This is a genomic window from Streptomyces yunnanensis (assembly GCF_029011865.1).
GTDB classification, from domain to species: Bacteria; Actinomycetota; Actinomycetes; order Streptomycetales; family Streptomycetaceae; genus Streptomyces; species Streptomyces yunnanensis.
Genome location: NZ_CP095749.1, coordinates 5066742 through 5087658, shown reverse-complemented (window position 1 = coordinate 5087658; position 20917 = coordinate 5066742). Strand labels below are relative to the sequence as shown.

The window sequence follows — 20917 nt, the reverse complement described above, 5'->3', positions numbered from 1 at the left end:
ATACCAGAGTTTCTACGGGTGGAAAGAGTTTGTCGTGCGAAATTCTCGGGTATGCACTCGCCTGGATCTTCGGCAGAATTCAGTGCTGTATCTGCACCCGGTCCGCCGCCCCGACATGTGAAATGGGCCGATGGATTGCCATGCGAGCCGACGTGCCACGGCGCGTGTCACTGCGAGCAGCAGTTTCGCCGGATCTTCCGTGGTCGCCGCCAACAGCCATTCGGAGGAAGAGTCATGCATGCACTGGGCATCAAGGAACAGGTAGAGCAGTCCCTCGCCGCAGTACGGAATCACCCGCTGATCACCTCCGCCGAGGCGGGAACGCTCCCACTGGAGAACTCGAAGAGGTGGATCTTCTGCGCCGGACGGGAATCCCGCAGCTTCCCCTGGATTCTGAAGGATCTCCTCGCCTGGACGCCGGACGAAAAGGTACGAATCATCCTGGAGGAAAACTTACATGACGAACTCGGATCGGGAGATCCGGCACACGCGCATTTCCTGCACTATCTGCATCTGCTCGACGAGCTGCGCGTACCTCGGGCAGAGTTCGACAGCTATCAGGAACGCCTCGGTATCAAACTCGCCCTGAGCCTCGCCTTCAACATCGCCAAATCCCGCAACGCGGGCCGCGCCATCGGCTACATGCTCGTCAACGAGGCCATGACGCCCGTCACCTACACGGCCGCGAAGAGCGCCCTGACAGGCCACTTCCCGCACCTCCGGACGAACTTCTTCGACCTGCACATCGAGGTCGACGACCACCACGTGGCCGCCCTGTACGAAGCCGTCGAAGCACTGCCCGAGACGGACCGCGAGGACCTGGAGTTCGGTATCGCCCTCGGCCGGCGCGGCATGGAGACCCTGCTGGACGAGGCGTACGGCGTCTTCGACGCCCACCTGGAACCCATCACGATCACCGCCCCCGAATGGAACCCGCTGACCGGGGTGAGCGAGGGCGCCGAAACGGCCAACTGACGGAGGGGCCAGCCCCGGTCCCTCCGGAACGACTCGGCGCCCCGGCCGGATCCAACCGACGGGGGCGCCGCACACCAGCGACCGGCCGAGCAGCGTGGGACCTGCATGACGCGGATGCGCAGGGTCTCGTCTGCGACGGTGTCGGCGGCGCACCGTGCGGCGCCGGTGACCTCCTCGGTTTGCAACTCGGCGAGATCGGCCGAGGTGCGGAAGAGGAACAGGAAGCGGAAGTCGACCTGCTGGTGCCGGGCTCGTCGAGACCCTCTACGGCATCCGGCGGGATCAGCATGAGAACACCGTGGCGCGGCCCGACCCGAGCGCCGCCCAACCCGGGCGAGGCAATTCACTACGCCCGACTTACCCACGTGTCCAAGTCGTGCACAGTGGGCGCATGTGTGCGGCCCCGAGCACTTGCACCGGCAATCCCGTGTTGGATGCCCACACGCTCGCACCCTTCCACCCACCCGCGAAGGACGCCTGGTGGTATCCACTAGGCTCCTGACGAGGCCGTGCCCTCCACGTGCCCTAACAGGCGGTAAATCACGGTCAATACGGGTACCCTCCGGCACTCCCCACTCCGCCCCACCGCCTACGTTTACGCAGGTCAGACCCTCAATGGTGGCCACAGACCCCGTTGATTCCCAAGCTCAGAGCGCGGGTTCGATTCCCGTCACCCGCTCCACAGCGAAGGCCCTGGTCGATGACCGGGGCCTTGTTCGTTGTCCGGGGGCAGCGTCCGGACTCCTTGCGGGGTGCGTGCCGTAATGCTGGTGTCGGCGTGGGGAGTTGGGGGTATCCGCAGCCGGACTTGGTGCGTCCGAGGTGGGTGGGGCCGCTGAGGTGCGGGGTGAACTCCCTTTTACTGGTGGCGGCTTGGCGTGCCCAGGACGTTGGGGTTGGCGCGGCGGCCGGGAGGAGCGCGACGACGGTCCGTGCCGCGACCGCCGCGCTGGAGGGCGTGCTGGGGATCCGGGGCCAGGAGCGGTCGGGCGAGAGCGCGGCCTTGTGAGTTCGTCGCGGCGCACGCGGCGGTGGACGGCCCGCCGGTCGCCGGTGCGCAGCACCGCGATGGCGAGCGGGACCACATCCGGCCATGGCGGGCACTGAGGCCATCTGCGAGGAAGTCGAGGACGTCGAGGAAGTCGCCGCGCAGGCAGTGGAGTTGGCGTGCGGGCGTGGGCGGGGGCGGGAGTGGGAGTGGGGGCTGTTGGGGACGCCCGTCGGCACGGCGGGCGTCTGGTGGTGGGGGCGACGGAGGGCGGGGCGTCGGGGTGCGGGTGGCGTTTCCGGGACGAGCGGGCGTCGGACCGTCACTTCGCGTTCCGTGATCAACGGCACACATACTGCGCGGTAACAAGCGCCGGGTCACGGGCCTAGAGTGTGCGCCGTTGGCCGGCTCCGGGCCGGGTGGTCGGTGCGAGGTGGGAGGCAGCGTGCGCTCTGCGAAGGACTTTTTCCGTCCGTTGGCTGTAGGGGCCCCGGAGCCGGTGCGGGAGGTGCCGTTCCGGCCGTCGCGGATGATCCACTTCTTCGATCCGGGCAATCCCCGGATGGCCGCCAAGGTGCCGGACATCGCGCCGGGCGTCGATGTGCTGCTCGGCAACCTGGAGGACGCGGTCGCCGCGGACCGCAAGGAGGCGGCGCGGACCGGGCTGGTCGAGATCGCCCGCGCAACCGACTTCGGCCAGACGCAACTGTGGACGCGGATCAACAGCCTGGACTCGCCGTGGGCGTTGGACGACCTGCTGACGCTGGTCACCGAGATCGGCGACACGCTGGACGTGATCATGGTGCCGAAGGTGGAGGGCGCCGAGGACATCCACTACGTCGACCGGCTGGTGGCGCAGTTGGAGGCGAAGGCCGGGGTGCGGCGGCCGATCCTGCTGCACGCCATCCTGGAGACGCCGCGCGGGGTCGCCAACGTGGAGGAGATCGCGGGGGCCAGCCCGCGGATGCAGGGCATGTCGCTGGGGCCGGCGGACCTGGCGGCGAGCCGGCGGATGAAGACGACGCGGGTGGGCGGCGGCCACCCCGGGTACCTCGTCCGGGAGGATCCGCTCCCGGGGGCGGCGGACGCGCCGCGGGCGGTGTTCCAGCAGGACCTGTGGCACTACACGATCGCGCGGATGGTGGACGCCTGCGCGGCGCACGGGATCCTGCCGTACTACGGGCCGTTCGGCGACATCAAGGACACCGTGGCGTGCGAGGACCAGTTCCGCAACGCCTTCCTGCTGGGCTGCGTGGGGGCGTGGAGCCTGCACCCGGTGCAGATCGGGATCGCGAAGAAGGTGTTCTCGCCGGCGCCGGCGGAGGTCGCCTGGGCCCGCCGGGTCATCGCGGAGATGGGCGACGGCACCGGTGCGGTGATGATCGACGGGAAGATGCAGGACGACGCCACGGTCAAGCAGTGCCGGGTGGTGGTGGAGCTCGCCGAGGCACTGGTGGCGCGCGACCCCGAGCTGAAGGCGGCGTACGCGGCGGCGAGCGGCGAAGGAGCGGAGTAGGGCCATGGGTGCGACGGTCGAAGGGCAGGGGGTCGTGCGGGCGCGGCGGTCGGTGCTGTACATGCCGGGTGCCAACGAGCGGGCGCTGGAGAAGGCCCGGGCGCTGCCGGCGGACGGCCTGATCCTGGATCTGGAGGACGCGGTCGCCCCGGACGCCAAGGAGGCGGCGCGGGAGCGGGTCGCGGCGGCGGTGGCGTCGGGCGCGTACGGCCGCCGGGAGGTGACGATCCGGGTCAACGGGCCGGGCACCCTGTGGTTCGCGGACGATCTGCGGGCGGCGGCACAGGCCGGTCCGGACGCGGTGGTGGTGCCGAAGGTGGAGTCCGCGCAGACCGTGCGGGAGGTCGAGCGCCGGCTGGAGGAGGCCGGCGCCCCGGACCACACGGCGATCTGGGCGATGGTGGAGACGCCGCGGGCGATGCTGGACGCCCGTGCGGTGGCCGGGGCGAGCGAGCGGCTGACGGTGCTGGTGATGGGCACCAACGACCTGGCGAAGGAGCTGCACGCCGCGCATGTGCCGGGCCGGGCGCCGCTGCTGACGGGGCTGTCGCTGGCGCTGCTGGCGGCCCGCGAGGCGGGCAAGGCGATCCTGGACGGGGTGTTCAACGACGTCCGGGACCTGGCCGGGTTCGAGGCGGAGTGCGTCCAGGGGCAGCAGTTCGGGTTCGACGGCAAGACGCTGATCCACCCGTCGCAGCTCGAACCCTGCAACCGGGTCTTCGCACCGGCGGAGGCGGAGGTGGCCCGGGCGCGGAAGATCATCGACGCGTTCGAGGCCGCGGGCCGGGAGGGCCGCGGGGTGGTCACGGTGGACGGCCGGATGGTGGAGAACCTGCACGTGGAGGAGGCGCGGCGGGTGCTGGCGCTGACCGCGGCGGTGGCGGGCGCGCAGGAGTAGCGCGGCATCGGGTGTCGTCGGCATCGGGTGCGGTCGGCAGCTGTTGCGGTCGGTGCCGGGTGCGGTCGGTGCCGTTCAGGCCGGGCGCAGGGTCAGGACGGGGGCCGGGTCGGTGGTGAGGGCGCCGGGGGCGAAGCCGCCGGCGAGGCGGTCGAAGAGGTCGCCGAGCCAGCGGGCGTCCTCGGCCGAGGCGTGCCGCAGCCGCATCCGGTGGGCCTGGAAGGGGACGATCCGCAGCTCCTGGAGGCGGCCGGTGTCGGGCTCCAGGGCCGCGAGATAGAGCGGGCGCAGGTCGTCGCGGTAGCGCTCGTAGCCGGTGATGCCCTCGTAGTCGTCGATGAAGTCACCGCATCCGTGGAGGATCAGCTTTCCCTGGTAGACCTCCACCGGGCGCGGGTGGTGCGAGGAATGGCCGTGGACGAGGTCCACGCCGGCGTCGATCAGGGCGTGCGCACAGGCGGTCTGGGCGCGGGGGACGCCGTAGCCCCAGTTGGAGCCCCAGTGCACCGACACCATGGCCAGGTCGCCGATCCGCTTCCGGGCGCGCAGCTGGGCGGCCACCGCGGCGGCGGTGGCCGGCGTGGGGCCGTCCGCCCAGTGGACGCCGCTGTGCCGGGCGGTCGCGGCCCAGGTGCGCGGGATACCGCTGGAGGGCATGCCGAGGGCGAGTACGAGCAGGCGGTGGCCGCCGGGCAGACGGACCACCGCGGGCCGGCGGGCCGCCTCGGCGTCGGCGCCCGCACCCACCGAGCGCAGGCCGGCGGCGGCCAGGCCCCGCAGCGTCTCGGCCAGCCCCTCGCGGCCGAAGTCCAGGACGTGGTTGTTGGACAGCACGCAGACGTCGGGGCGGGCGGCGACCAGGCAGGGGAGGTTCGCGGGGTGCATCCGGTAGTGGATCTCCCGGCCGGGGGCGAAGGTGCCACGCCGGGTGACGGAGGTCTCCAGGTTGAGCACCCGGGCGTCGGGCTCGGCGGCGTCGAGCGCGGCCAGGGCGTCGCCCCAGGGGTAGCGGAAGGCGACGGGGTGGTGGACCGGGCCGTGGGCCGACTCGGCCAGGCCGACGTAGATCCGGGCGTCCTGGACGTACGGTTCGCGTAGCTCGGGATCGCCGGGAAAGGGCAGGATCTGGTCGACTCCGCGGCCGAGCATCACATCGCCGCAGAGTGCGAGGGTGACGGGTTCAGCGGTCATCGACGCGCACCGGCTTCCTTTTCCCAGGTTAGGGGCCGGCCGGCGGGGTGGCCCGGGCGACCGCCGCGGCGGCGTTTCACGTGAAACACCGCGCTTCCCGGGCGGTGTTTCACGGGCCGTGCGGCACATGGACGGCGGCGCGTCCCTCGCCGACGTCCGGTCCGAAGCGGCGGCGGTAGCCCGACGGGGTCAGACCGGTCTCGCGGCGCATCAGGGTGCGCAGATGGGTCGCGGTGCCCAGGCCGCTGCGGCGGGCGACCACCTCCAGGCGGGTCTCGCCGCGTTCGATCAACCGGCAGGCCAGGGCGATCCGTTCGCCGGTGAGCCAGGCCAGCGGGGTGGTGCCCAACTGGGCACGGAAGCGGCGGTGCAGGGTGGCCGGGCTGACCGCGGCGCGGGCGGCCAGGTCGGGCACCGTGAGCGGGGCGTCCAGGCGTTCCTGGGCCCAGGCCAGGAGCGGGGCGAGTGAGGCGTCCGGTATGCGGGGCACCGGGCGCTCCACGAACTGCCGCTGGCCGCCGTCCCGGTGGGCGGCGAAGACCAGCCGGCGACTGACCGTGTTGGCGATCTCCGCGCCGTGGTCGCGACGGACCACGTGCAGCCCCAGGTCGAGCGCGGCGGCGCTGCCCGCCGCGGTGAGGATGTCGCCGTCGTCCACGAACAGCACATCGGGCTCCAGGCGGACGGCGGGGAAGCGGGCCTGGAAGGCGTCCGCCCACTGCCAGTGCGCGGTGGCCCGGCGGCCGTCGAGCACACCGGCCTCGGCGAGGGTGAAGGCGCCGCTGCAGAAGCCGAGCAGCCGGGCGCCGCGGGCATGGGCCCGGCGGACGGCGTCCAGCACGGCGGGCCGACGGGGCACCTCGACGTCGGGGCGGTTGGGGACGATCACGGTGTCCGCGGTGTCGGTCGCCTCCAGGCCGGCGACACCGGCGAGGGTGAAGAAGCCGTCGCGCATCAGGGTCCGCGGCTCCGCCGAGCAGAGCGCGAAGTCGTAGAGCTCCCGGCCGATTTCGGGGCGGCGCAGGCCGAACACCTCGATCGCACAGCCCAGTTCGAAGGGGTTGGAGTTCTGATCGACGATGACGACGACGCGGTGCGGGCGACCGGGGGCGCGGCCCGGCGCCCGGCCCGGTTGCAAGGATCGTTGCGACATATGCGATTCCTAGCACTCACACCGCCCGAGCGGGGCGGACCAGGATCGGTTCATGAACACACACCCGCACCAGCCCCTGGAGCTCGGCGCCGCGCTGGCCTCCTTCGACGCCCTGTGGAGCCCCCGGATCGTCACCCGGGTCAACGACTACGACGTCCGGGTCGCCAAGGTCGCCGGCGAGCACCTGTGGCACGCCCACGACGACACCGACGAGTTCTTCCTGGTGCTCGAGGGAGAGCTGTTCCTCGGGCTGCGGGAGGCGACCGGGGAGCGCACCGTCCGACTCCCCAAGGGCGCCGTGTTCACCGTCCCCCGGGGCACCGAGCACAAGCCGTCCGCCCCGTCCGGCGCGTCGCTGCTGCTCTTCGAGCCCACCGGGACGTCCACCGTCGGCGACCGGCACGAGGACGTCCCCGACCACGTGGACGTGACCACGGGGCACGCGCTGGGGTGACCGCGGGGCCCGAAGGCACGCACGGGGCCGGGTCGCCTCCACACGGCTCGGCCCCCGCGCCTCACCCGGCGCAGTACACGTCCTGCCGCGGCCGTCGGCCGTCCCGCAGAAACGCGGTCACCGCCCGGTCCCCGCACGCGTTCCCGTTCGCCAGGTACACACCGTGCCCGCCGTGGTCGACGGTCACCATGCGGGCCCACCGCCCGAGCGCCGCCCGCATCTTCTTCGTCCCGAAGTACGGCGTCGCCGGGTCCCGGAGGTTCTGGATCATCATGATGTCGGCCGGTCCCCGGTCGGTGATCCGGACCGGCGGGTCGGCCGGCACCCGCGGCGCCGCGGCGGGGTCCCGGGCCTCCTTGATCAGGGCGGCCAGCCCGGCGAAGGCGGTCGCGTCGCCGTAGAGCGCGTTCTGCAGTGCCTGCCGCAGCCGGTTGCCGGTCAACGGCGCCCCCGGGACGTTCGACGGCTTCGTCGCCCGGTCCAGCTCCGCGGCGAGCCGCAGCACCAACGGGCGTACCTGATCGGCCCGTTGGGCCCGTCGCAGGCCGTCCGCGACGCGCGCCGGGTCCGCCGCCCAGGCCGCGAAGTCGGGGAACCGGTCGTCCGCCCCCTGCGCCATGTGGGCCAGCCAGCCCCGCGCCACCCGCGCCGGGTCCGGGTCGCCGGTGCTGTCCAGCACCCACCGGTCCGTACGGTCCGGATGCGTCTGTGCGTACACCGCCGCCACATACGTCCCGTACGACGTGCCCCAGGCGGACAGCTTCCGCTCGCCCGGCGCCTGCCGCAGCCGGTCGACGTCCCGCACCTCGTTCGCCGTGCTCATGCTGCGCACCAGCGGCGCCCCCCCGTTGCGGGCGCACGCCGCGGCGATCGGCCGGGTAACTCGTTATGTTCCCCGGCTCGTTGGCGCCCTCGCCGCCCGCCCATCCGGCGGACCGTCCACTCCTGGTGGGGGTTTCCCCCGCCTCGCGACCCGCCCCGACCACCCGCCCGGGTCCGGACGGGCGCCGGGCGGGCGGTTGGGCCACCCGGCTGAATATGGCCGGCGAGGGTTTGGCTCCCTGCGGGTTGTCGACAGCGCCGGCGGACAACCGCAGCACGATACGTCTGGGTTCAGCAGGCAGATCAGGCAAGGAGCGTCGTGAAAAGACTAGTGCAGGCGGGAACAGTCGCCGGGGCGTGCGGACTGGTGTTGTTCAGCACCGGAATCGCGCAGGCGCAGACCCTTCCGGACGATTCTCTACTGTCCGCGGTGGCGGGCGCCGACCTCGGCACCGTCACCGGCATGATTTCCGGCGTGATGTGCAACAACCGCCTCGCCGACTTCAATTACAAGTCGCCGGCCACGAAGTCGCCGCACCCGTGCATCAACGGTCCGGTCCGCAGCGGCAACAACAAGAACAGCAACAATTTCCTCAACCGCGGCAACCCCGTGGACAGCGGAAACATCGAGACCGCGAGCGGCTCGACCAACAGCCTCAACTCCGCGACGGGTTCGGAGAGCGGCAGCCGTAACGACACCTCCCGGATCCTCAAGCTCCTTCGCTGAGCCGTTCCGGACCATCCGACAAGAACACCTCAGGCCCCGGTCCTCCCGGGGCCTGAGGTGTTCTTGCGGCGCTCCGCGGTCAGCTCACAGGTGCAGACTGCTGCCCTGGCCGAGGTGCTGCTGCTTGTTACCGCTGCCGGACTGGCTTCCGTTGGCGGTGGAGCCGGAGTTGTTGGCTCCGCTGCTGTTCGTGGGACTGCCGCTGGAGCTGGGATTCCCGTTGATCCACACGTTCTCCGCGTTCTTGGTGTTGCCGCTGTTGACGGCACCGTTGATACAGAATCGCGCCCGACCCTCACAGTTGAACGAGGCGATGAACTTGTTGACGGTGTCACCGTTCGCATTGAACGGACCGTCCCCCCAGACATCCCAGGCCATGGCCGGCGACGCACCGCCACCCACCAGGAGCAGGCCGAAAAGACCCGCAACAGCCATCTTCTTGGGACTCGTTCTCTTCACAGTGTGGTCCTGCCCCTCGCGGTTGATAAACCCGCGGCCTTGCCTACCGGCAGTCCCCACATCGACCAAGCCTGAACAACGGCCCGTCTTCCGCGTTCACCCTGACCGACCACTGGATTCACCGTGACGGCCCCCCGTTTGCCTCACCCCGTTCGCGTCATCCCCGCAAACGCAGGTTCTGCCCGGGGAGAATATGGTCCGGCCCGCGGCTCAGCCGCGCTTTGTTGAGGGAGTAGAGGGTGGAGGGGCCGCCGGGGGTGCGCGCACGGCGGGCGATGGCCGAGAGGCAGTCGCCGGGGCGGACGGTGTAGGCGTCGGCGGGGGCCGCGAGGGTGTGGGAGACGGGGCGGACGCGCAGCAGGGCGCGGTCGGACGACGAGCTGCCCAGCCGGCCGCAGTTGGGCCAGGGGGCCAGACCGCGGTCCTGGGCGATCCGCTCGCCGATGGCGATCTGCTCGTCGCGGGTGGCGAGGTCGGCGCGCGCGGCGTAGCGGACGCCGCCGTAGGCCCGCCAGGTGGCCGGGGAGATCTGGAGGCCGCCGTGGTAGCCGTTGCCGGTGTTGGCCTGCCAGTCGCCGCTGCTCTCGCAGGCGGCGATCTGGTCCCAGTCGGTGCCGGACGGCGGCGGGCCGGCGAACGCGGGGCCCGCCGCGACCACCAGCAGCAGAAGGCAGAGCAGGCCCAGCGGTGTGGACGGGGTCGATCCGGCGGCGCGGCCGGCGAGCGGCGACGGCATGGCACTTCCTCCTGCGTGCTCCAGCGGCGTCGCGGCGTCGTGCGCGCCACGACTGAGGGGCAGGCACCAGGAAACCCGCCGGCGTGGCACACGGCAGTTCCAGGTGGGCCGAGGGGATGGCTTTTTCACCCGGGCGGGTCCCTGGCCGGGGCGGCGCGCGGAGCGCACGGCCAATTCCGGCCGCACGACCGGGTATTCCCTGCCGGCGCCGGGGCGCGGCGTACAGAGAAAGTGGCAGACGGCGCCGGACCAAGTGCCTACCTGCGGATGATCCTTCCGCCCGAACGGGGCGGCAGGCTGGTGAGGTCAACCAACTCCGGCTCTGCGACGAGGGACGAGGGAATTCATGAAGGGCATTGTCGGCGGAATTCTGCTGGCGATCGTCGGCGTCATCCTGTGGCTCACCACCGAGCGAATGGAGACACCGGTGATCTCGCTTCACAAAGCCGGGCTCGTTCTGGCGATCGTCGGCGGGGCGGAAGCGCTGTTCGCCCTCATGGGTTTGGGAAAGAAGGAAAGCAAATAGGGCCGCTGCACGGCGATGCGGGCCCGTCGCACCGTTCCGGACAGGGAATATCCCGACAAGTCGGTTCGGGTGGGTGTCAGTTCCGCATTTCGTAGAGTCCGGCCAGCCGTTCCCGGGCCCGATCGGCGTGCCGATATGCCTGCGCCCGCCGGAACAGCTCGGCGGAATACCGGAAGTGCCCGGCCGCCCTTTCCCGGTCCCCCAGCCGCGCACAGGCCGCCGCGATCTCCGAGAGCGCGGCGGCCTTCTCGTGGCACCGTCCGGAATCGGGCAGCGCGGACAGTTGCTCGCCCAGCACCCACACCCGGTCACGATCGCCCGCGGATTCCGCGCAGACCGCCTCGGCGGTCCTCAGCCAGAGCGGGAAGTCCGCTTCCCGCGCCACCGAGGCGACGACCAGGCCGCGCTCCACGATGCTCCGCGCGGCCGTCGGCTCGCCGCGGTCGAGCAGCAGCAGCGCATGGCGGCCGTTGACGGCCTCCCAGAGCCGGAAGCCGGCCGCGGGGGTGACCCGGCGCGCGGTCTCGGCCAGCAGCCCGGCCGCCCGGTCGGTCTCGCCGCGGTCCCACAGATCCAGCGCCCGGTGCAGGGCGATCCCGGCGCGGGGCCCCGGCAGCACCCCGTCCGCCGGGCACTCCTGGAGGCCGGTGCCGGCCTCCAGCGCCCAGTGGGCACAGCCGCTCCAGTAGGCACAGCGGGTCAGCGCGTCGAGCAGGTACCAGGAGTGGAAGGCACCGGCGGGCGCCTGGGTGTCGGCCGCCTCCAGGGAACCGGTGAGCGCGTAGCGCAACCCGTCCTGCACCCGGCCGGCCGCTTCCAGCAGGTCGGCCAGGGCGATCAGGCCGCGCAGCCGGGCCTCCGCGTGCGGGACGGGGGCGAGCGCGTCCAGCATGCGCAGCAGGACGGCCGCCCCTTCGTCGGCGCGGCCCAGCGCGCCCAGAATTTCCGCGATGGCGAGCTGGGACTCGGTGTACACGTCGTCGGGGCGACCGACCGGTTCCGTCCCGACCAGCGAACGGAATTCCCGCAGTGCCCCTTCGGGATCGCCGCCCTCCCAGCGGCGGCGGGCCGCCACCAATCGACCGACCAGGTCGCGGCGGCGGACGCGGCCGGTGGATTCCGGCCGCTCGACCACGCCGGATATGTCCGCCGTACCGACGCCGAGTCGCGCGGCCAGGATCTTGAGGGCGCGGCCACTGGGAAGTCGCTTACCACGCTCGACAAGGGAGATGTAGCTCGCGGAAACGTCGGACCCGGCGAGTTCGTGCTGGGTCATTCCCGCGCTGACCCGGAGCTCCTTGATTCGCCGCCCGGTGTCCGCCGGCTCAGGCATGCGACAAACCCCTCGGATTGCGAACAGTTGAGGACTCCGGCCGGATCTCCACGTCGCCGAGCCGCAAGGAATGCGCGCACTTTACCAAGCAGTCAACAGGAAGTCGATACGGATTCCGACGCCTCCACCGGACCGCACGCCACCGCCGAACAACCCTTTTTCCATTGGTGTCCGGATTACTAAGTGCGAGGGAAGATCAGGGAATAACCTCGCGCTCCATCGGAAAATACCGGCTGGCCGGTCAAATACGACCCCGGACATGCCAATGAGCCGCCCATTCCCGGACGGCTACGTCTACGAGAAACGCGACACGGTCGCGCCGCCACCCCCGAAGTGCCGCACGGCGTCGGGCTTCTGCCGCCCGGCGTGCGGTGCCATGTGACCCGTCGCGACGACACGGTCGCCTGCCCGGCGCACTCGGCGCCGTCGCGGTGCGCTCCACGGTCGACTCGGCCGGCGAGGCTCCGCTCGCCCGGCGCCGGGACCGATCCCGGTCGCGGAGTCCGAACGGCCTTCCGCCGTGCGCCGTTTCACGTGAAACCCGCGGATGCCCGGCCGTCTACCGGCTCCTGCGGCGGCCTCTCGTGTCCGGCCGACGGGTCTCGTCCCGTCGTCCCGTCGACGTCGAACGCAACGTCACATCAAAGTCTGTGGGTATTGCCGTGGGTACTTCTGTGGGTACTGCTGTCGGTACTGCCGTGGGCGTCGCCGTGGGTACTTCTGCGGGTGTCGCCATGGGTGTCGCTGCGGGTGCTGCACGAGCGCCGCCCGGGGACTGCCGTGGTCGCCGCGTCGGATTCTGCTTCGGATACCGCTTCAGGTGCTGCTGCCGCGGATGCTGCCGCGGGTTCTGGCTCAGGCCCTGCGTCGGCCCCTGCTCCTGCGCCTGCTCCTGCGCTCAGTGGTGTGCGCCCAGACGCCGGCTGGTGATGCCGGTACCGGCGGGTGCGAACGGGTGCGGCGGGTCGGTCGACCTGGTGCCACCGGTGTGCCGCAGCGGGCCGTGCGAGGCGTCGTGAAGTCGACGCACAGACGCGCGGAGGCGGTTCAGGCGGCACGGGCGGTGGTGTGCTCGCGGCGACGGGCCGCCGGAATGGCCGCGGAGAGCGGGGCGGTGGCGAAGTACGCCTCGGCGCCGTACGACGTGGCACGGAGCGCCCGGGAACCGGTGATGCGGCCGACGCGGGAGGTGGGGGAGGCGCCGTGGGCCTCGGCGCGGATGCGCTGCTTGAGGGTGGGCGGCAGCATCGGCAGCGGGACCCGGCAGCGGACGGAACCCTCCTGGCCGTACCGGGGCGCGGTGCGCGCGGCGGGCACGAAGGGCCTGGCCGCCTGCACGGCAGGGGGTAGTGGACCCGGATCGTGACCGGGTTCGGCGCCCTCCAGCGCCTCGGGGCCGTCCGTGCCCGGGGCGGCGCTGCCCAGGGTCCGCTCGTAGAGCGCGGCGTCCCGGCGGGCCGCGGACGCGGCGGGGGAGACGCCCAGTGATGCCAGCAGTCTGCCGAGGACGGCCAGGCAGGCCGCCCAGAACTTCATGACCTTGGTCGCAGCCATGATTCCTCGCTTTCGGGTGGGGACCCCGGGGAGGGATCCACGCGTTCCTTCTGTTGCGTTTTCTTATGATGAGTACGCAATGGGAGGATTCACGGACCGACGCCCCCGGATCGGCGTTCTTCCGATGAACACCACCCGTCCGCCGTAACGGCAGCCGGAAAGCCCCAGGCCGCGGGGAGGTCGGGGCATGCTGAGCGACCCGGTCGGGGCCGTTGCGGGGGCGGTGGAGCGGGGTCTGCGGATGCGCGCATCGGACTCCCGGGGTATGCCGGTGTTCGACGGTGCAGCGCTGGACGGGGCCGGCCGTCCGACGTGTGAGGCGGCGTCAGCTCGCGGTCAGGCCGGTGTCGGCGTCCCGGTCCGCGCCATCTCTGCCATCGCCCGGACCGCGTCCGGCTCCGGCGTCGCCGGCGGCAGGATCAGCAGGTCCCAGCGGCCGTGGCCGGCGGAGACCAGGCAGACGGTGTCGGGGCCGGGGCGGTTGGCGGTGTGGCGCAGCCGGACGACGTGGCCGGCGACGAGGATCCGGCCGGGCAGCGCGGGCCAGCCGGGGCCGTTCACCGTGGCATGGGTGATCCGCGGCCAGTCGAAGGGCAACGCGGCCAGCAGTTCGGGGAGTTCGGAGACCAGGTCGGTGGAGTGCGGCCACCACACCCCGTCGATCCGCCGGGTCACCTCGCCGTGCGGGGCGATGGCCAGTCGGGCCACCGGCGGTGGCGCGTGGTGCCGCGCGGAGCCGGGGCGCGGGGAGCGGCCCTCGGGGGCGGTGGTCATACGGCGCTCCTGACGCAACGGGTGGCGACCGCGACGACCGCGGGCGCCGGGGGCGGAAGGGGCCGGGCAGGGCCTGTCGTTGCGGGGCCGTGGTCGGGCGACGGGCGGGCGGGGCCGGTGGCCGGGGTGCTCACCGGTCGTCGCCCGGCTCCCGGGAAGGCGGCGGGCCCGTCGTGCGCGTCCCGGTGCCGGCACCGTGCGCGTGCTTGTGCAGCCGCTGCTGGAACGACTCCTTCATGTGCGCGTACCGGTGCGGGGTGGGACGACCGGCCGTCTGGGCGTTGACCCGGACGATGAACAGCACGCCCATCGCGACCAGGGCCAGCAGCACGAGCACGGACAAGAAGGTCTGCATGGCGCTCACCCGCATACTCCCGGGCGTCCCGTATGCCGGCATCCCGGGCGTTCTTGGAAACTCTTCGCTCTCCGGTGGTTTCTCCACCGTACTCCGCACTCTGCGGGCATATCGCGCCAAAGCTGGCCATGACGACAGGGGGTGGCATCCGCGCACCTTCTACAGGGCTGTAGATTTTACTTTCGCATGACCAAACTCATGCCTGAAGCATGCCCAGGGCCCGCCCTTGGCATGCTCGCCGCACGACCAGCCGAGGAGATTCACGTGGCACTGTGGGACCGGATCAAGGACTCCGCGCAGACGATGCAGAACCAGCTCGTCGCCAAGAAGAACGACCTCAAGAGCGGCGCCTTCCGCGACGCGAGCATGGCGATGTGCGCCCTGGTGGCCGCCGCGGACGGGGTCGTCGACCCGTCCGAGCGGCGACGGGTGGCGCAGCTGATCGCCACCAACGAGGTGCTGCAGAACTTCCCGGCCGAGGACCTCCGGGTCCGCTTCGAGGGCTGCCTGGACAAGCTCGCCGCCGACTTCGACTTCGGCAAGGTCGCGCTGATGCAGGAGATCGGGAAGGTGAAGAAGAAGCCGGTGGAGGCGCGGGCGGTGGTCCAGATCGGCATCGTCATCGGCGGCGCGGACGGCGACTTCGACCCGACCGAGCGCGCCGTGGTGCGCGAGGTGTGCTTCGCGCTGGGGATCGCTCCGGCCGAGTTCGACGTCTGAGCGCGGGCGGAGCGGGCGGGGGCGGGGGCCGCGGCGCCCCGCCGCCCCCGCCCCCCGGGCGCGGGCGTCAGACGTTGACGCCGAAGTCCGCCGCGATGCCCGCCAGCCCGGAGGCGTACCCCTGGCCCACGGCGCGGAACTTCCACTCCCCGTTGTGCCGGTAGAGCTCACCGAAGACCATCGCGGTCTCGGTCGAGGCGTCCTCCGTCAGGTCGTAGCGGGCCAGTTCGGCGCCGCCCTGCTGGTTGACGACGCGGATGTAGGCGTTGCGCACCTGACCGAAGTTCTGGCCGCGGCTCTGCGCGTCGTGGATCGAGACCGGGAAGACGATCTTCGTGATCTCGGCCGGGACGCCGTCCAGCGTGACGTCGACGGTCTCGTCGTCGCCGTCGCCCGCACCGGTCAGGTTGTCGCCGGTGTGCCGCACCGAGCCGTCCGGGCTGGTGAGGTTGTTGTAGAAGACGAAGTGCTGGTCGGAGGCGACCTTGCCGGTGTCGGTGCACAGCAGCGCGCTGGCGTCGAGGTCGTAGTCGGCGCCGGTGGTGGTCCGCACGTCCCAGCCGAGGCCGATCGAGACCGCGGTCAGACCGGGTGCCTCCTTCGTCAGCGAGACGTTGCCGCCCTTGGCCAGCGAGACTCCCATGGCTTCCCTCCAGGTGGTGGCCGGTGCCGGTTGCCGTGGACCGTCTCCGGCGGTGAACTCGTACCTGGCGGAAAACTACAGGAGTGTAGAAGTAAGCCGGTGGCGAGCGGCGCCGACGGGTGCAACCCGTGGGACGGCCCCAAGGCCGCGGCGGTCGCCGCCGTAAAATGCCCCGGCGTCCCAGCCCGTGGGGCGCCCGGTGCGACGGGAGGCGACGACATGGGCGGAACACCCTTCGGCAAGGCCCTCGGCGGAAGCGGGCGGGAGCGGGCCCGGCGCGGACAGGGCCAGTTGGAGGCCCAGGTGCTGGCCGCGCTGCACCACGCGCCCGGACCGGCCACCGCCGCCTGGGTCCAGGAGCGCCTCGGCGACGACCTCGCCTACACCACGGTGATGACGATCCTGTCCCGGTTGCACGCCAAGGGGGCGGTCACCCGGGAACGCGCCGGCCGGGCCTACGTATGGACCCCCGCGGCCGACGAGGCCGGGCTCGCCGCGCTGCGGATGCGCCGCGTCCTGGACAGCGAACCGGACCGGGACGCCGTGCTGACCAGCTTCGTCTCCGCGCTCTCGGCGCACGACGAGGACGTGCTGCGCAGCCTGCTGGCCCGCGCCGAGGACGACGGCGCCCCGGACCCCGCCCCCGGTACGGGCCGCGCGGACGCCTCGGACGAAGCGCGCGGAGGGTGACCGGTGGGCGTCTTCGTCTTCCTGCCGCTCGTCCTGCCGCTGTCCGCCCTGCCGATCGCCCGGCTCGCGGAACAGCACCTCCATCCCCGGGTCACCACCCGCCTGTTGACCCTGCTGGCCGTGGTCCTCGGCGTGTGCAGCACGCTCTGCCTGGGGCTGCTGGTGGTCGTCGGCACCGCCCAACTGCCCGGCAATCCGCTGCCGGACGGCTGGTCGGACCCGGAGGTACGGGCCGCTGTCCCCTACGCCGAGGTGGCCGGCATCGCGGCGATCTTCGTGCTGTCCGCCGCCCTCGTGGTGTGCGGCACCGCGCTGCGCCGCGCCCACCGGATCCGGGAGCGGGCCCACCGCGCGCTGGACGTCCTGCCGTCCGGCGCCGATCCGGCGGTGCTGCCGGACGACACCCCGTACGCCTACGCGGTGCCCGGCACCCCCGCGCGGCCGGGGCGGCCGGCCCGGCCCGGCCGCATCGCGGTCTCCCGGGGCATGTTGGGCAGCCTGGACGGCGACGAGCGGCGCGCCCTGCTGGCCCACGAGCGCGCGCATCTGCACTGTCGTCACCACCGCTATCTGCTCGCCGTCCGGCTGGCCGGGTGCGTCAACCCGCTGCTGCTGCCGCTGCGTTCCGCGGTCGCCTTCAGCGCCGAGCGGTGGGCGGACGAGGAGGCGGCACGGGCGGTGGGCGACCGGCGGTTGACCGCCCGGGCGGTGGGGAAGGCCGCGCTGATCTCGCGGCCCGCGCCGTACCCGGGGGCGGTGCAGTTCGCCTCGCCCGAACCGGGGCCGGTGCCACGGCGGGTGGCGGCGCTGCTCGGTCCGGTGCCGTCGGCGCGCACCTGGCCGCCGGCGCTGACCCCGGCGGGGCTGGCCGCGCTGGTCGCGGCGGCCGGCACGGCGGCCTCCGCACTCTCCGCGCTGAACGCATCGGTCGCTCTGTTCCTCGTTCTGAAGGCAGCGACGCCGTGGTGAGGGCACACTGATCCCGGACTCTCCAGCTCGCCACGCGGCGGATATCTTTTTGTGATCCGGTGCACACCAAACAACTTCTACAGCGTTGTAGAAGTTGCCGGTAGGGTTGCGGCTGACATGCGCAACGGGCGCTGCCGGAGGGGGAGATGGCGACGAGGTGCGGACCCCTGACCTGGGACAGCCCGCCTCCAGAGGCGGAGGTGCGATGGGTCTACCAACCGGTCGAGGTCCAATATCCCGACGGCGCCTGGGAATTGGGCCGGATCAGTGCCTGGTGGACGGACGGCGCGGGCGACCAGTGGTGCCTGCTGCGCACCGTCGCCGGCGGCAGCCGTCCCCAGTGGCTCCGCTACGACCCGGAATCCGTACGGCTGCTGCCCACCGAGGGCATCTGACCCACCGGTGCGGGCCGCCGCCCCGCGGCCCCCTGCCGGCCCCGCCGCCCGCCGGCACCGCGCCCTCCCCCGTGACCGCGCACACCTCCACCCAGCAAGACCAGCTCCAGAAGGACCAGAAGGGCCATCGGCGTGCATGACAGGACGACGCACAGGCAGGCGGCCCGGCGGGGCAACGGGAACGGCCGGGGTCCGGCGGCGGAGGACGGCGAGCGTGCCACGGGCGGCCGTGCCGAGCGGCGGCGGGCCGGCGGTTCCGGCACACCCGGGAAGACCCGGATGACCCGGCGCGGCCGGATCGTGGCCTGGACCGGCGGGGTGGTCGGCGTGCTCCTGCTGGGCACGGCCGGGACCGGCGTGTGGGTGTACCAGCACCTCAACGGCAACATCCACGGCGCGGACGTGAACAGCGAACTGGGCGCCGACCGGCCGGTCAACCTCAGCCCCGGCTCCAAGAACATCCTGGTCGTCGGCTCCGACAGCCGGGCCGGCACCGGCGGGAAGTACGGCAGCGGCCTGACCACCATGCAGTCGGACACGCTGATGGTGCTGCACATCTCCGCCGACCACAAATGGGCCACCGCGGTGTCCTTCCCGCGCGACTCCTGGGTGCCGATCCCGGCGTGCGACAAGGGCGACGGCACGCAGTCCACCCCGCACCACTTCAAGATCAACGAGGCGTACACCATCGGTGGCCTCAGCGGGAACGTCGGCAAGGCGGCGGCGTGCAGCATCAAGACCGTCGAGAAGAACACCGGACTGCGCATCGACCACTTCGTCTCGGTCGACTTCCAGGGCTTCAAGGGCATGGTCAACGCGCTCGGCGGCATCGAGGTCTGCCCCAAGCACGCCATCCACGACAAGAAGGCCCACCTCGACCTGGAGGCCGGCTGCCAGAACATCCAGGACGAGAAGGCGCTCGGCTACGTCCGCACCCGCTACAGCGTCGGCGACGGCTCCGACCTCGGCCGGATCGGCCGCCAGCAGGAGTTCATGAAGGCGCTGGGCAAGAAGGCGCAGGAGAAACTGACCAGCCCCACCTCGCTCTACGACTTCCTCGACTCGGCGACCAAGTCCCTGACCACCGACACGGGCCTGGACAGCATCAACGCGCTCACCAGCCTTGCCTCGACGGTCAAGGACATCCCCTCCGACCGCCTCACCTTCCTCACCGTTCCCACCTATCCGCGTGAGGCGGACGTCCCCACCGACAAGGCCAACGTGGTCTGGCAGTATCCGCAGGCCGCCGAGCTGTTCGGCGACCTCGCCCACGACCGGGAGATCGGCGCCGCCGGGAAGCAGAAGTTCGCCGACGCCCAGAAGAACCCGGTGACCGCACGCTCGGTCCGGGTGCGGGTGCTCAACGGCACCAGCACCAAGGGCCTCGCCGCGGACGTCGCCCAGAAGCTGCGGCAGCTCGGCTTCACCGTCGTCTTCACCGACAACGGCCCGAGCACCGACACGACCACGGTCAGCTACCCGACCGGCCTCAAGACCCAGGCCGAGGTGCTCGCCGGACGGCTGCCCGGCACCACGACGAAGGAGTCGGCGCAGGCCGTGCCGGGTGCGGTGACGCTCACGGTCGGTCCGGACTTCGCGGCGAAGGCCGGCTGACGCACGCGGACGCCCGGACGGACGGCGACCGGTCCGCCCGGGCACGGTACCGCCGTCCCCTCAGGCGTGCAGCCGCTCGACGGGGCGCGCGGTGCGCACCTCGATGTCGTGCGCGGCGCGGCTGAGCAGCTGATGGCTGAGATCCGACAGCGCCCGCGCCACCGCCAACTCGTCCCCGATGGCAGGGACGTTCTCGTCCGCCGGATTGCACCTGGCGGTTCCTGCGCCGACGATCTGCCCGCCCTCCTTGCCGCGCAGCCGGGCCTCGGCCTTCACCTCGCTGCCGGTCTCGACGATGCTGATCTCGGTGTTCCACATCTTCGTACGCTCACCCGTGCCGGTCACCGGAAGCCTCCTCGTACCGCAGGGGAACAGTCCCCCACCACTCAAGCGTCGCACCGGCGCCCAGGGGCCGCACCCGGAGGCGCTCCCCCACCGGACCCGGGGGTTAGCCCCATGGTCCGGCGGGTGCCCGGGCCCCTAGAGTCGGTGGCCGTGGGCCCGGAGCGGGCGGCCGGCAGGCCGCGGCACGGGCCCGGACCGCGGGGCGACGGGCACCTTCCCGGAGCCGTGAACAGACCGGATTCCGGGGGGAATTCATGCGCAGGCACGTCCGCTTCATCGGGGCCGTGGCACTGGCCGGGGCCGGGGTACTGGCCCTCGGCGCGTGCGGGCTGGTGGTCGGCGAGACCTTCTCCGACGACGCCACGGTGTCGCAGAAGATCACGTCGGTGCGGGTGGACACGTCCAACGGCGGCGTGACGGTGCGCGGCGGCCAGGGCGGCGACGCGGTGAGCGTGCACCGCAAGGTCACCTACCGGGGCGACCGGCCGACGGGTCCCTCGCACCGGGTCGAGGGCGGGACCCTGGTGCTCGGCGGCTGCGGCGACCAGTGCTCGGTGACCTACACCGTGGACCTGCCCGGCACGGTCCCGGTGACCGGCGAGACCACCAACGGCGCGGTGCACCTCTCCAAGGTGGCCTCCGTGCGGTTGACCACCAGCAACGGGGAGATCGACCTGGACGGGGTGTCCGGCGCGGTGGACGTGCACACCTCCGACGGCGCGATCACCGGGAAGGGCCTGGCGGGCACCGGCATCAAAGCGGAGACCTCCAACGGCGCGATCGACCTCACCACGACGAGGCCGCAGGACGTCCGGGCGAGGACGACCAACGGCGCGGTCGCGGTCACCGTGCCGGACGCCCGGTACCAGGTGTCCGCGGAGACCGACAACGGCGCGAAGAAGATCGGCGTCCACAACGACCCGGCCGGGCGGTACCGGCTCGATCTGAACACCAGCAACGGGGGGATCCGCGTCGGGACGACGGGCGGCTGAGCCCACCGGGCCCGTCCACGAGGGGGGCACCACCACGTCGGAAAGCTGCCGGACCGCGGAGCCGGCGGCTGCTGGACTGAGGGACATC

At 72.1% G+C, this 20917-nt stretch carries 23 protein-coding genes; 12 read left to right on the top strand and 11 right to left on the bottom strand.

Annotated features, from left to right (window positions below; all coding sequences use genetic code 11):
• Nucleotides 1-234 precede the first annotated feature (234 nt).
• The 3 genes from MOV08_RS22105 to MOV08_RS22095 all read left to right on the top strand — a co-directional run bounded on the left by MOV08_RS22105 (nucleotide 235) and on the right by MOV08_RS22095 (nucleotide 4377).
• On the top strand, nucleotides 235-975 hold the full coding sequence (locus MOV08_RS22105; protein ID WP_275308624.1) for an iron-containing redox enzyme family protein: 741 nt from the start codon (nucleotides 235-237) through the stop codon (nucleotides 973-975).
• A gap of 1433 nt (nucleotides 976-2408) precedes the next feature.
• A complete protein-coding gene (locus MOV08_RS22100; RefSeq protein ID WP_275308623.1) occupies nucleotides 2409-3479 on the top strand; it encodes an HpcH/HpaI aldolase/citrate lyase family protein in 1071 nt (356 codons plus the stop codon).
• Between the two features lie 4 nt (nucleotides 3480-3483).
• Nucleotides 3484-4377: an HpcH/HpaI aldolase/citrate lyase family protein gene (locus MOV08_RS22095; RefSeq protein WP_275308622.1), complete on the top strand. Its 894-nt coding sequence runs from the start codon at nucleotides 3484-3486 to the stop codon at nucleotides 4375-4377.
• A gap of 75 nt (nucleotides 4378-4452) precedes the next feature.
• Here the strand turns inward: MOV08_RS22095 and MOV08_RS22090 are convergent, their stop codons facing one another.
• Together MOV08_RS22090 and MOV08_RS22085 are read right to left on the bottom strand one after the other, a co-directional pair.
• Nucleotides 4453-5568 carry a CapA family protein gene (locus MOV08_RS22090; protein ID WP_275308621.1) on the bottom strand — a complete coding sequence of 372 codons (1116 nt, stop codon included), beginning with the start codon at nucleotides 5566-5568 and terminating at the stop codon, nucleotides 4453-4455.
• A 109-nt stretch (nucleotides 5569-5677) separates the two neighbouring features.
• Nucleotides 5678-6721 (bottom strand): helix-turn-helix domain-containing protein, encoded by a 1044-nt coding sequence (locus tag MOV08_RS22085; RefSeq protein WP_052286825.1) that lies wholly within the window; start codon nucleotides 6719-6721, stop codon nucleotides 5678-5680.
• Nucleotides 6722-6773: 52 nt separating this feature from the next.
• On the opposite strand from MOV08_RS22085, the gene MOV08_RS22080 reads away from it, so the two are divergent.
• Nucleotides 6774-7175 carry a cupin domain-containing protein gene (locus MOV08_RS22080; protein ID WP_039634938.1) on the top strand — a complete coding sequence of 134 codons (402 nt, stop codon included), beginning with the start codon at nucleotides 6774-6776 and terminating at the stop codon, nucleotides 7173-7175.
• A gap of 61 nt (nucleotides 7176-7236) precedes the next feature.
• On the opposite strand, the gene MOV08_RS22075 is transcribed toward MOV08_RS22080, so the two are convergent.
• A complete protein-coding gene (locus MOV08_RS22075) occupies nucleotides 7237-7998 on the bottom strand; it encodes an alpha/beta hydrolase (protein WP_420834198.1) in 762 nt (253 codons plus the stop codon).
• A gap of 318 nt (nucleotides 7999-8316) precedes the next feature.
• Between MOV08_RS22075 and MOV08_RS22070 the strand changes: the two genes are divergently transcribed.
• Complete coding sequence (locus MOV08_RS22070; RefSeq protein WP_275308620.1) at nucleotides 8317-8724, top strand: hypothetical protein; 408 nt, start codon at nucleotides 8317-8319, stop codon at nucleotides 8722-8724.
• An 84-nt stretch (nucleotides 8725-8808) separates the two neighbouring features.
• Here MOV08_RS22070 and MOV08_RS22065 read toward each other — a convergent pair whose 3' ends face one another.
• Nucleotides 8809-9159, bottom strand: coding sequence for a hypothetical protein (locus MOV08_RS22065; protein WP_039634933.1), 351 nt, complete (start codon nucleotides 9157-9159; stop codon nucleotides 8809-8811).
• Nucleotides 9160-9340: 181 nt separating this feature from the next.
• The gene (locus MOV08_RS22060; protein WP_039634931.1) at nucleotides 9341-9919 is read right to left on the bottom strand and encodes a LysM peptidoglycan-binding domain-containing protein; all 579 of its coding nucleotides are present in this window, start codon (nucleotides 9917-9919) and stop codon (nucleotides 9341-9343) included.
• Between the two features lie 346 nt (nucleotides 9920-10265).
• On the opposite strand from MOV08_RS22060, the gene MOV08_RS22055 reads away from it, so the two are divergent.
• Nucleotides 10266-10445, top strand: a complete 180-nt coding sequence (locus tag MOV08_RS22055; RefSeq protein WP_039634929.1) for a DUF5708 family protein — start codon at nucleotides 10266-10268, stop codon at nucleotides 10443-10445.
• Nucleotides 10446-10521: 76 nt separating this feature from the next.
• Here MOV08_RS22055 and MOV08_RS22050 read toward each other — a convergent pair whose 3' ends face one another.
• From MOV08_RS22050 to MOV08_RS22035, 4 genes are all read right to left on the bottom strand, one after another.
• Nucleotides 10522-11778 (bottom strand): helix-turn-helix domain-containing protein, encoded by a 1257-nt coding sequence (locus tag MOV08_RS22050; protein ID WP_078875846.1) that lies wholly within the window; start codon nucleotides 11776-11778, stop codon nucleotides 10522-10524.
• Nucleotides 11779-12825: 1047 nt separating this feature from the next.
• Entirely contained in the window at nucleotides 12826-13332 is a 507-nt protein-coding gene (locus tag MOV08_RS22045; RefSeq protein ID WP_039634927.1) for a DUF6344 domain-containing protein, read from the bottom strand.
• 336 nt (nucleotides 13333-13668) lie between these two features.
• Nucleotides 13669-14106, bottom strand: coding sequence for a DUF5994 family protein (locus tag MOV08_RS22040; protein ID WP_039634926.1), 438 nt, complete (start codon nucleotides 14104-14106; stop codon nucleotides 13669-13671).
• Between the two features lie 130 nt (nucleotides 14107-14236).
• Nucleotides 14237-14461 carry a hypothetical protein gene (locus MOV08_RS22035; protein ID WP_240167606.1) on the bottom strand — a complete coding sequence of 75 codons (225 nt, stop codon included), beginning with the start codon at nucleotides 14459-14461 and terminating at the stop codon, nucleotides 14237-14239.
• A gap of 264 nt (nucleotides 14462-14725) precedes the next feature.
• On the opposite strand from MOV08_RS22035, the gene MOV08_RS22030 reads away from it, so the two are divergent.
• The gene (locus tag MOV08_RS22030; protein ID WP_189858819.1) at nucleotides 14726-15181 is read left to right on the top strand and encodes a tellurite resistance TerB family protein; all 456 of its coding nucleotides are present in this window, start codon (nucleotides 14726-14728) and stop codon (nucleotides 15179-15181) included.
• 67 nt (nucleotides 15182-15248) lie between these two features.
• Here the strand turns inward: MOV08_RS22030 and MOV08_RS22025 are convergent, their stop codons facing one another.
• Complete coding sequence (locus MOV08_RS22025) at nucleotides 15249-15824, bottom strand: TerD family protein (protein WP_039634923.1); 576 nt, start codon at nucleotides 15822-15824, stop codon at nucleotides 15249-15251.
• Between the two features lie 219 nt (nucleotides 15825-16043).
• Between MOV08_RS22025 and MOV08_RS22020 the strand changes: the two genes are divergently transcribed.
• The 4 genes from MOV08_RS22020 (at nucleotide 16044) to MOV08_RS22005 (ending at nucleotide 19492) form a co-directional block, all read left to right on the top strand.
• Nucleotides 16044-16514 carry a BlaI/MecI/CopY family transcriptional regulator gene (locus MOV08_RS22020; RefSeq protein WP_039634922.1) on the top strand — a complete coding sequence of 157 codons (471 nt, stop codon included), beginning with the start codon at nucleotides 16044-16046 and terminating at the stop codon, nucleotides 16512-16514.
• 3 nt (nucleotides 16515-16517) lie between these two features.
• Nucleotides 16518-17483 (top strand): M56 family metallopeptidase, encoded by a 966-nt coding sequence (locus MOV08_RS22015; protein ID WP_039634921.1) that lies wholly within the window; start codon nucleotides 16518-16520, stop codon nucleotides 17481-17483.
• Nucleotides 17484-17683: 200 nt separating this feature from the next.
• Nucleotides 17684-17878 (top strand): hypothetical protein, encoded by a 195-nt coding sequence (locus MOV08_RS22010; protein ID WP_039634920.1) that lies wholly within the window; start codon nucleotides 17684-17686, stop codon nucleotides 17876-17878.
• Between the two features lie 279 nt (nucleotides 17879-18157).
• The gene (locus MOV08_RS22005; RefSeq protein ID WP_275311848.1) at nucleotides 18158-19492 is read left to right on the top strand and encodes an LCP family protein; all 1335 of its coding nucleotides are present in this window, start codon (nucleotides 18158-18160) and stop codon (nucleotides 19490-19492) included.
• A 60-nt stretch (nucleotides 19493-19552) separates the two neighbouring features.
• Here MOV08_RS22005 and MOV08_RS22000 read toward each other — a convergent pair whose 3' ends face one another.
• Nucleotides 19553-19810 carry a DUF1876 domain-containing protein gene (locus tag MOV08_RS22000; RefSeq protein ID WP_039641295.1) on the bottom strand — a complete coding sequence of 86 codons (258 nt, stop codon included), beginning with the start codon at nucleotides 19808-19810 and terminating at the stop codon, nucleotides 19553-19555.
• Nucleotides 19811-20091: 281 nt separating this feature from the next.
• On the opposite strand from MOV08_RS22000, the gene MOV08_RS21995 reads away from it, so the two are divergent.
• Nucleotides 20092-20829, top strand: coding sequence for a DUF4097 family beta strand repeat-containing protein (locus MOV08_RS21995; RefSeq protein WP_275308619.1), 738 nt, complete (start codon nucleotides 20092-20094; stop codon nucleotides 20827-20829).
• Nucleotides 20830-20917 lie beyond the last annotated feature (88 nt).

Bases quoted from the DNA above. Each gene is read 5' to 3' on its own strand.
- MOV08_RS22080 (WP_039634938.1), top strand. From the start codon at position 6,774: ATGAACACACACCCGCACCAGCCCCTGGAGCTCGGCGCCGCGCTGGCC.
- MOV08_RS22005 (WP_275311848.1), top strand. From the start codon at position 18,158: ATGACCCGGCGCGGCCGGATCGTGGCCTGGACCGGCGGGGTGGTCGGC.
- MOV08_RS22000 (WP_039641295.1), bottom strand. From the start codon at position 19,810: ATGTGGAACACCGAGATCAGCATCGTCGAGACCGGCAGCGAGGTGAAG.
- MOV08_RS22035 (WP_240167606.1), bottom strand. From the start codon at position 14,461: ATGCAGACCTTCTTGTCCGTGCTCGTGCTGCTGGCCCTGGTCGCGATG.
- MOV08_RS22060 (WP_039634931.1), bottom strand. From the start codon at position 9,919: ATGCCGTCGCCGCTCGCCGGCCGCGCCGCCGGATCGACCCCGTCCACA.
- MOV08_RS22040 (WP_039634926.1), bottom strand. From the start codon at position 14,106: ATGACCACCGCCCCCGAGGGCCGCTCCCCGCGCCCCGGCTCCGCGCGG.
- MOV08_RS21995 (WP_275308619.1), top strand. From the start codon at position 20,092: ATGCGCAGGCACGTCCGCTTCATCGGGGCCGTGGCACTGGCCGGGGCC.
- MOV08_RS22050 (WP_078875846.1), bottom strand. From the start codon at position 11,778: ATGCCTGAGCCGGCGGACACCGGGCGGCGAATCAAGGAGCTCCGGGTC.
- MOV08_RS22085 (WP_052286825.1), bottom strand. From the start codon at position 6,721: ATGTCGCAACGATCCTTGCAACCGGGCCGGGCGCCGGGCCGCGCCCCC.
- MOV08_RS22075 (WP_420834198.1), bottom strand. From the start codon at position 7,998: ATGAGCACGGCGAACGAGGTGCGGGACGTCGACCGGCTGCGGCAGGCG.
- MOV08_RS22025 (WP_039634923.1), bottom strand. From the start codon at position 15,824: ATGGGAGTCTCGCTGGCCAAGGGCGGCAACGTCTCGCTGACGAAGGAG.
- MOV08_RS22055 (WP_039634929.1), top strand. From the start codon at position 10,266: ATGAAGGGCATTGTCGGCGGAATTCTGCTGGCGATCGTCGGCGTCATC.
- MOV08_RS22020 (WP_039634922.1), top strand. From the start codon at position 16,044: ATGGGCGGAACACCCTTCGGCAAGGCCCTCGGCGGAAGCGGGCGGGAG.
- MOV08_RS22095 (WP_275308622.1), top strand. From the start codon at position 3,484: ATGGGTGCGACGGTCGAAGGGCAGGGGGTCGTGCGGGCGCGGCGGTCG.
- MOV08_RS22045 (WP_039634927.1), bottom strand. From the start codon at position 13,332: ATGGCTGCGACCAAGGTCATGAAGTTCTGGGCGGCCTGCCTGGCCGTC.
- MOV08_RS22090 (WP_275308621.1), bottom strand. From the start codon at position 5,568: ATGACCGCTGAACCCGTCACCCTCGCACTCTGCGGCGATGTGATGCTC.
- MOV08_RS22105 (WP_275308624.1), top strand. From the start codon at position 235: ATGCATGCACTGGGCATCAAGGAACAGGTAGAGCAGTCCCTCGCCGCA.
- MOV08_RS22065 (WP_039634933.1), bottom strand. From the start codon at position 9,159: ATGGCTGTTGCGGGTCTTTTCGGCCTGCTCCTGGTGGGTGGCGGTGCG.